Raw genomic sequence first — 8,730 nt, 5'->3', positions numbered from 1 at the left:
ATGGCAAAATTCGCTTTCAAGGATTTTATATTTGGTATACAAAAAAGCAATTTTCAATTGAAATTAGAATTTTAAAAAGATATTATTCTGATCAAAGGTATAAGTTATAGCGGTGACAATTTATTTGACCTTGAAATTAAACATCACCACGCCAATCTGAACATCAGGTGCTGATTCAAGTTTATTTAAGGAAGATCCTATAACAGCAATGCGGCATTTTTCCCAAATTGCCTTATCGGATAGAGTAGTTCCTTTTACACCAGCAATAGCATTTACAACAATACCATTTTTATCTACATATATTCTAACGGCTACTTTACCATATTTTTGACCATCATCTTTTGGGACTGTTAGATTGGTAAATTTTCTGCTTTTGAGGTCAAGTGCATAACTCCCATTACCTGAACCACCTTCGCCATAATCAGGTGAGAGGGGATCGCCGTTGGTACTTCCTTGATTACCAGCAACATTACCTGTTCCATCACCTTTTCCTAGTCCATCATTTTTCTTGCCTTTATAAAGTGCATTTTGGTTTACTGCTGGCTTACTTTCTTTTGTAGGAGTACTTACTGAAGGGTTTTTTGAACTACTTTTTTCTTTGGTAACTATTTCAGGTGCGTCTTCATTATTTTGTGTGGCAATTGATTTATCTGTTACTTCCGAGCTTACTTCATTTGAAGTATTCTTATTCACAATGACTTTGTCAGGCGCAACATTATTGGCATCTGGAGAGGTAGAAGGTTCTTCAATACTCATGTAATCATCGCCCATTCCAAATTCAGAGGTTCCATAATTGACAATTATTCCGCCTGTCCCACCTGTTGTATCTGGTTCTACACGACTCGCTACAATAAAAAAACTAATCGCCAGAAAAGCAATCATGATGCCGGTTGAAATGGCATATGCTTTAGGGTAATTATTTTCCTCCTGTGGATGATATTCGATCATTTCTTTGTTTCTGTAGCTAAAACAAGCTTAATCTTTAGTTTATTAGCAATATCTGTGAGTTCAATTACATTTTCAATAGCAATGGTACGATCCGCGTATAAAATAATGGTAAGATCAGGTGATGCTTTTTGATAAACTTCAATATTTTGAAATAAATCAGATGCATTCACTTGTTTTTTTTCAACAAAATACTCTAAATCTTTAGTAATAGATACATTGATGGTCTTTTGTGGAATTGATTGCCCGGAGCTCGACCTAGGTAAAAATAATTTAACCACATTAGGATTTGCCACAGCAGAAGCCAATAGGAAAAACAACAGCAAAAAGAACATGATATCGTTCAATGCTGAAGTATGTACTTCAACGCTTCCTCTCTGTCTTTTTCTTAAATTCATTTGCCTGGTTCCTCTAATAAATCTATAAATTCAATAGCATCAGTTTCCATCTTAAGGATAATTCTATCCACCATAATATTTAGAATATGGTACAATACATAGGCTATTATACCAATAATTAAACCCGTTGCTGATGTTATCATTTTAACGTATAGTCCGCCGGAAATAGTTCCAATCTCAATTATACCTTTAACAGATACCTCATGAAAAATAGTAATTACTCCAATAATAGTACCTACGAAACCAAGCATAGGTGCGATACCTGCAATAATACCAAGGATACTGATGTTTTTCTCAAGCTTTGACACTTCAAGTTTTCCAACATTCTCAATAGCTCCTTCAATATCTTTTATTGGTCTTCCGATTCTTAAAAGACCTTTTTCAAGCATTCGTCCAAGTGGGGTATTACTATTTCTGCAGATTACTAATGCGGTATCTAGTTTAGCAGATTTAACACTTTGCTTAACTTGCATCATAAGATTCATCTCATTTCTAGATGCTTTTCTAATAGTTAGATAACGCTCTACGAAAATTACTAATCCCATAAAGGCTAGAAGCGCCAGTGGCACCATTACCCAGCCACCCTTAAAAAGTAGTTCAATAAATCTTAATTCTTCACCGGTTTGCATCGTTTGAACGGTAGATGTTGCGGTATCAGTTATGGGACTTAGTGTATCAATTTGTAGTAAAAACATTAGTTGGTTTTTTTAGATGGTTTAACCCGGGCTATCCAGGCTTCTTTATTTATTTCTTTGTGAATTCTATGTAATTCTATTTTAGCTGATTCTTCATCTAAGAAGGTACCTAGACTAATCTTTAGCATTTTACCGGGCATATTTTCTACAACTTTTGATTGAATTCCTTTTTTACTAAGCATTTTCATATAAGCTTCTGCTTCGGTTTTTTTGGTAAATGCAGCAGAAATAATCTCAAAAGTTGGATAATCATTACTCAGAACTTTATTTAGCGTGTCAATCGTTGCTGTTATGCTAGAATCTTTTGTTTGTTGGAGGCTATCTGCAATTATTGAAGCACTATCCACTGCAATATTGAGTGAGTCGGCATTGATTTTTGTGGAATCAATTAAAATGGTGTTTTCTTGATTAGTACTGTCTGCTTGACTAAACAATCCAACGCTTTTATTTTTTATGAAGGTATTGAAGTCTTCGTTGAGGTAAAATAAGGCCGTTAGAGTCGCTAAAAATATTATAAATCCAATGAATATCTTTAACCAAGACCTTGTTTGAGAAGTTTCTTCAGAAACTTCTTCCAAATCTTCAGTACTTCCTTTTTCTTGAATTGCATTGCTTGGCGACTCTGCTACATCAACTGTTGGAGTTATTTCTTGCTCTTTTTGTTTGGTAGTGGAGTTTGATTTATTAGTTGTTAATTCTTGGACTGGAATTAATTTTAAATTGTTTTCGTTTGATTCTAAATAGTTAATTGGTTCAAAAGATAGGATTCCATCATTTTTATGGAACTGCCCTAAGTCCTTTATTTCAATTGAATTATCGTTTTCAAGCGAATTTAAAATGCCAGAAGCAAAGCTTTTTATTTCTTCTTCAGCAGAAGCTTGATTTAAGTTTTCTTTACTGCTGATATGCTGAATTAGACTAAAATCTTCTTTTTCAATCTCTTGGAAAGATATTTTGTAAAATGGAGGATAGAATAAATTGCTATTTGGATCAAAATAACCAGAAACCCTCATTTTAGTGAAAGTGCCTAGTCCGATAACGCTTACCTCATCCTGCCCACGTAACAGATCTACAATATATTGTCCTAATTCCATTTAAGGGTAAAGTTATATTTTAATTATCAAGCTGCCAAACATAGCGTTAGAAGGAATAATTTACACCACCAAATATGGTAATTCCCATGTTGGGATAAAATAGATATCTCTGATAAGATTGCCCAAATAAGTTATTCGCTCTCAAGTATACTCCAATTTTTTGATTTACTTTATATTCTCCACCTGCACTTAGGTCTATGAAACTTTTTAAAGTACTTGCTTTAAATCCAACCGATCCAGAACTTACTTTAGCAGAAGTTTCTCCTTGAAAAAGTACTTCTGCGTTTATGAAAAGTTTTTGATTTACTTGGGCCTTTGCATTTGAAATTAACCTTAGGCTAGGCTTAAACCAAGCTTCTGATTCTGAAGCAAGGTTATAGTTGAAGATTTGCGCTTTACCGCTTATTTCAAAAACATCCGATGCTTTTACATTTATTTCTCCTTCAAGTCCTAAAACTGTGCTTTTTCCTTGATCAAAAATTACATCGAAGCGATTAATTTTTGTAGGATTATTCACTAGAAGTAGCATATTATCAATTTTCTTGTAAGAAGCCATGATTTTATAGCCAAATGCAGCACCCACATTGCCATTTACCCCAGCCTCAACATTCATTCGTTCAAGGGAGTTTTTTAATCCTAAATTTTCGTTTAAAAAGGGGTTTTCTAAAGCAATTTCTCGAATTGAAGTCTTTAGAACATCTCCATTTACTTTTGCAAAGATATTTGCATATCCTGGTAAGACAGCAAATTCTGCTGATACTGAAGGGAAAAGGTTTAACCTAGTATTTGTTCCTAGTTCTTGTACAATATTTGCTCCTAGTTTGAGATTATAGTTGTCTCCTTTAAAATTAAGATATGGGTTTACTTTAATTAAATTATTTGCAATTTTATAAGAAACATCCTTCGTGGAAGTTAAATCCGCCGAGGCATTCAATCCGATATTGAAAGAGTTTAAATCTCTACTAAGGAATCCATTCAAAATTACGGAGCTTTCTTTAGCATCAGTCAGGGTGCTAAATTGGTAGGCTTTAACATTAGCAGCATAATTTAAAATAGGTGAAGCAGAATAATTACTAATGATTTCAGCATCTGCAGAAATTGTATTATTACGCTGTTTACTTATGTCGGTAAGAACCGAAAAAGTAGGATCAAAGCCATAAAAGAAAAACGATCTTCGATCATATTTTAAATTTCCTGTTACAGTATAAGAGTCTGCAATTGTTCTTCCAAACACCCCCATTTCTTGATTAGATAGCTTTTGCTGGGGCAGATTACCCTGTTGAGAAAGGTGTTTAAAATAGGCTCCTGTTTGGAGGGCCTGATCGCGACCGGAATTAATGTAAAGCTCACCTTGTGCAGTATTAAAATTTCCTGCGCCTAATTTTGCAAAGTTATGAGATAAAAGGGGAGCCCCTTCATCTTCCATTTTCTGCGCTTGAAGTTCTTTGATATTAGAATTGAGTTCAAGTTTTTTATCGATGATACTGTAGCTTAAAACTGGTTTAAATGGTTTTTGATTATCCATATTAGGATTTCTCCTAATCTTTACGGCGTCTGCTAAAACGGGCTTATAGGGTCTTATAACCTCAATTTCTTCTGTTAGTGTGTTTTCCTCTTTGCTAGGAGGAGTTTCAGTTTTTTTATCTTGAGCCTGTGTCAAAATGGATAAACTAAGCAAACTAATTATCAGAGTATATTTAAAAGTAGAATTACGCATTTTTAATTATTTTTTTGTTAGTTTTTTCAATTTTTCTTTGGCAGTTATTAATATATCATCGTCGTCAACCTCATAATTTTCGATGATACTTTGAAGGGTGCTTTTAGCTTGAAAAATATCTTTCATGCCAATGTAGTTATCGCTAATGAGAATATAGGTTTTTGCAACCCAGTAATCATGCGAAGGCATATTATTGGTTAGGTCGAATGCCGCAGCAAGAGAGGTTTTATATTTACCTTTTAAATATAAAAGGTGAGCAAGATTGTATTTTGCTTCAGCACCTGTTACGGTTTGTGTTTTTTCTGCAACTAAAGTAAAGTCATTTACTGCCTGAACGGTGTCGCCAACAATGAGGTTTGCTTTTCCAGAGTATAAACCTGCTCTAAAAATATCTTCCTCAGATGATTTATTAGACTCTCTAATAAGTTTCACATAAAGCATAGTTTCATCTGGCAAATTCATGTTTGAATAAGCCTCCATTAAGTTATTTACTGCGAAACTGTAATTAGACTTGTACTCAGAAGTAAGTTCTAGCTTTTTGAGATGAACAATAGCTTCATTGTATTTCTTTTGAGCAAGGTATATTTTAGAGATGCTAATAAGTGCACGTTCCGTGTAATCGCTAGTCCAGTCGTTCAGAATATACTCATAATCAGGGATAGCTTCATCAGGTCTTTTCAATTTAACTAAACTTTCTGCCCTGATAAAACGAGCATGCTTATCATGTATCGATTTAGGGAACTTATCAAAATAAGCGTTAACCGCTTCAAATGTACCTTGGTAATCCCCGTTTAGGAAGCGATTATTAGTAGCTTGAAAAGTGATATTATCCTGTTCATAAGTACTTAAGTTTCCTATGCTTGTGCTATTGGCATAGTCTAAAAATGCGGCAGCATCTGAATTTTGAAGATAAATATTTTTGATTGATTCGAGTGCAAGTTTTGCTTCATCGGTAGTTGTGTATTCACTTACTACCCGTTTAAAGGTTCTAAGCGCAGCTTCTTCCTGGTCTTGATTTAATTCTACAAGTCCGATAGTAATCAGAGCGCGTGGCACATAACTACTGCGAGGATATTTTTGAATTAAGGCACTAAGATCAGTTTTTGCAATTTCAAAATCACCCTTAATAAAATAGGTGTACGGTATTTCGAAACTTGCATCATCCGAATAGTTTGAATTTGGAAATTGTTGAAGCAGGGCCGTATGAGTTGCTATTTTCGAGTCCTTTTGACCTTGTAAACCTTGAATCATTCCACGTTGAAAAAGTGCATAATCTTCACTATTTGTTCGGGAGGCAATAATTCTATTGTAATAAACTAATGCTTCATCATAATCCTTCAAAACAAAATGGGAATCTGCTAATCTTAGAATGGCATCGTTTATGGTGTTTTGATCTTTTTCATTGCCACGAAGGAAACGCGAGAAATAAGTTGCTGCTTTCCTATAGTTTTCATGCTCAAATGCGGCATAAGCCAATGCATAGTGTGCAAAGTTAAAAACATCGGTTTTTTTCGATGCTGGCAGCGACATAAATTTCTCAAAGTTAGTTACCGACTCACCAAATTTTCTAACCTCGTACATTGCTTCGGCTAGCCAATAAGTTGAAAGGGAGTGAATCTCGTCATCTTCAACATTTTTATTGGAACGCATAAACATAGAAATCCCATTTTGAAAAGCTCTCTCGTTGTAAAACTCTAATCCTCTGTAATATGTTACTTTTTGGTAGACTTCATTAGCCTCTTTATTTCTATTTGGGATAGTTTCTAGGATGTCTATGGCATCTTTATAGTTTTTGGTTGTAAGAAGAATTTCACCCAATAAAGTTTTTGCGGAATCCAGTTTTTGCGATTGAGGATATGTTTTAATGAATAATTGAGTGGCGTCAAGTGCAACTTGCTGAAATTCAAGCTCATATGATAGTTTGGCATAATTAAATAGACCTTCTTCCTTTAATTGTTTGTCGAAGTCCAGTTTTGACGCTTTAAAAAAAGCGCTTCTTGCTGCTTGTTTGTTATTTGTTTTGAGGAACGACTCCCCCAGGGCAATCATTCCACTTTGAAAATATTCATCTGCAGTTTCAAGCTTTTCGAGTTCTAAGATAGCTTTTTCATATTTTTTCAGTTTAAAAGCAGTATATCCAATTTGATAATTATCTTGGTTGCTTTGGGTTTTGCTTTGATCTTTCTGCTGGAAATTATCAAAATATTGACCTGCATTTACATAATCTGATTTTGCGAAATATGACGCTCCAACAATTCGGAACATTTCTGTTTCGAACAATTGCTTACTCGATTTTAAGATTGGAATAGCATAGCTAAGAACGTCATCATAACGCTTATCTAAAAAGTATAGGGCAGAAATATAGTACGGATAACTATTTTCATACAATTTTGAACCTTTTAATCGTTCGAATTCAACTAATGCTATTTTAAAATCTTTTTGTAAGTAGCTGATAAAGGCGAAATAATAAATTGACTGTTCATTATAAATGGTTTTTTCATCTTTTAGCTGCGCAAAAAGAGCTTTAGCCTGATTCAACTCTTTAACTTCAAAATAGGAGTAGGCCAATTTGTATCGGTATTCCGATGATTCTTTTCCTAATAAACTATTATCTTCAAGCTTTTTCAACCATTCAATTACTTTGGGGTAATTTTTTTGAGCAAAATAATATCGACCAACCTGATAAAAAGCAAGTTTAGTATAATTATTGGCAGGATAGGTGTTTATGAAATCTAAGAATAATGATTCTGCATCAGTATTGCCCAATTCTAATGCGCAGAGAGCGATATAATAGTGTGAATTTTCTTTTATTAAACTAATTTCTGTGTTTATTTCGACTTTTATACTTGGTTTTTGATGGGTTCTTATGACACTTTTAAATTGATTGGATGCCGCAGCATATTTTTCATTTTCAAGTAATTGAAGCCCACTTTTATAGTGTTTGTTTAAATCAAACCAAGTGCTTTGCTGAGCTAGCGCGGGAATTGATAGAAATGCAATAATGAATGTGAATAGTGAGTATTTTCTGAGCATAGATAAGCAAAATTATAATTACTAAATTAATCTAAACTAGTCTAGTTTAATATGATTAATAATTAACATGTGTTGAAAATAGATTAAAACGAATACTTGTTATGGATGTTATTGAAAAACTAAAAAATATTTAAATCTTAAAGTACTATTGCATTCGTTGATTAGCTAATAAGTACAGCACGGCCATTCTTATGGCTACTCCATTCTCTACTTGATCGAGGATAATAGATTGTTTACTGTCGGCAACATCGCTTGTAATTTCCACTCCTCGGTTTATTGGCCCCGGATGCATAACAGTAATTTCTTTATCTAGCGAGTTAAGTATCTGTTTATTAAGCCCGTACATCATAGAATACTCCCTTAATGAAGGGAAATATTTGATATCTTGTCGCTCCAACTGAATACGTAACATATTTGCAACATCGCACCAATTTAGTGCTTTTAAGAGATTGTGCTCAATTATTACACCTAAGCTTCCAATGTATTTAGGAATGAGGGTACTTGGTCCGCAAACCATTACTTCTGCGCCAAGTTTTTGAAGGCAAAGGATGTTAGAAAGAGCTACTCTTGAATGAAGAACATCACCAATAATGGCTATTTTCTTACCTCTTACATCACCATATTTCTCACGTATAGAAAAAGCATCGAGTAGGGCTTGGGTTGGATGTTCATGAGCGCCATCACCTGCGTTTACAATTTGCGCATTCACATGCTTACTTAGAAAGATACCGGCGCCTGGGTAGGGGTGTCTCATGACCACCATATCTACTTTCATAGCTAATATGTTATTTACTGTATCTATTAAGGTTTCGCCTTTGCTTACAGAAGATGAGGAGGCTGCAAAGTTG

Annotated in this window: 7 protein-coding genes; all 7 read right to left on the bottom strand. The window is 34.2% G+C overall.

Annotated features, from left to right (window positions below):
- Positions 1-120: 120 nt before the first annotated feature.
- The gene (locus ACILQF_RS07420; RefSeq protein WP_395626783.1) at positions 121-948 is read right to left on the bottom strand and encodes an energy transducer TonB; all 828 of its coding nucleotides are present in this window, start codon (positions 946-948) and stop codon (positions 121-123) included.
- Positions 945-1,343: an ExbD/TolR family protein gene (locus ACILQF_RS07415; RefSeq protein ID WP_395626782.1), complete on the bottom strand. Its 399-nt coding sequence runs from the start codon at positions 1,341-1,343 to the stop codon at positions 945-947. The genes ACILQF_RS07420 and ACILQF_RS07415 overlap by 4 nt, the downstream gene beginning before the upstream one ends.
- Complete coding sequence (locus ACILQF_RS07410) at positions 1,340-2,038, bottom strand: MotA/TolQ/ExbB proton channel family protein (RefSeq protein ID WP_395626781.1); 699 nt, start codon at positions 2,036-2,038, stop codon at positions 1,340-1,342. Before ACILQF_RS07410 ends, ACILQF_RS07415 begins: the two co-directional genes overlap by 4 nt.
- Positions 2,038-3,132 (bottom strand): HU family DNA-binding protein, encoded by a 1,095-nt coding sequence (locus tag ACILQF_RS07405; RefSeq protein ID WP_395626780.1) that lies wholly within the window; start codon positions 3,130-3,132, stop codon positions 2,038-2,040. The genes ACILQF_RS07410 and ACILQF_RS07405 overlap by 1 nt, the downstream gene beginning before the upstream one ends.
- A gap of 46 nt (positions 3,133-3,178) precedes the next feature.
- Entirely contained in the window at positions 3,179-4,849 is a 1,671-nt protein-coding gene (locus ACILQF_RS07400; RefSeq protein WP_395626779.1) for a hypothetical protein, read from the bottom strand.
- A gap of 6 nt (positions 4,850-4,855) precedes the next feature.
- Positions 4,856-7,882 carry a tetratricopeptide repeat protein gene (locus tag ACILQF_RS07395; protein WP_395626778.1) on the bottom strand — a complete coding sequence of 1,009 codons (3,027 nt, stop codon included), beginning with the start codon at positions 7,880-7,882 and terminating at the stop codon, positions 4,856-4,858.
- 145 nt (positions 7,883-8,027) lie between these two features.
- Positions 8,028-8,730, bottom strand: a 703-nt coding sequence (locus ACILQF_RS07390; RefSeq protein ID WP_395626777.1) for an aspartate carbamoyltransferase catalytic subunit, incomplete at its 5' end; no start/stop codon positions are given.

Origin of the sequence: Daejeonella sp. (assembly GCF_044232565.1) — a bacterium.
Taxonomy (GTDB): domain Bacteria; phylum Bacteroidota; class Bacteroidia; order Sphingobacteriales; family Sphingobacteriaceae; genus Daejeonella.
This window is presented reverse-complemented; position numbering and strand designations above follow the sequence as displayed.

What these genes read in the sequence shown, in the direction of transcription:
- ACILQF_RS07420 (WP_395626783.1), bottom strand. Translation starts at nt 948, where the DNA reads ATGATCGAATATCATCCACAGGAGGAAAATAATTACCCTAAAGCATAT.
- ACILQF_RS07415 (WP_395626782.1), bottom strand. Translation starts at nt 1,343, where the DNA reads ATGAATTTAAGAAAAAGACAGAGAGGAAGCGTTGAAGTACATACTTCA.
- ACILQF_RS07410 (WP_395626781.1), bottom strand. Translation starts at nt 2,038, where the DNA reads ATGTTTTTACTACAAATTGATACACTAAGTCCCATAACTGATACCGCA.
- ACILQF_RS07405 (WP_395626780.1), bottom strand. Translation starts at nt 3,132, where the DNA reads ATGGAATTAGGACAATATATTGTAGATCTGTTACGTGGGCAGGATGAG.
- ACILQF_RS07400 (WP_395626779.1), bottom strand. Translation starts at nt 4,849, where the DNA reads ATGCGTAATTCTACTTTTAAATATACTCTGATAATTAGTTTGCTTAGT.
- ACILQF_RS07395 (WP_395626778.1), bottom strand. Translation starts at nt 7,882, where the DNA reads ATGCTCAGAAAATACTCACTATTCACATTCATTATTGCATTTCTATCA.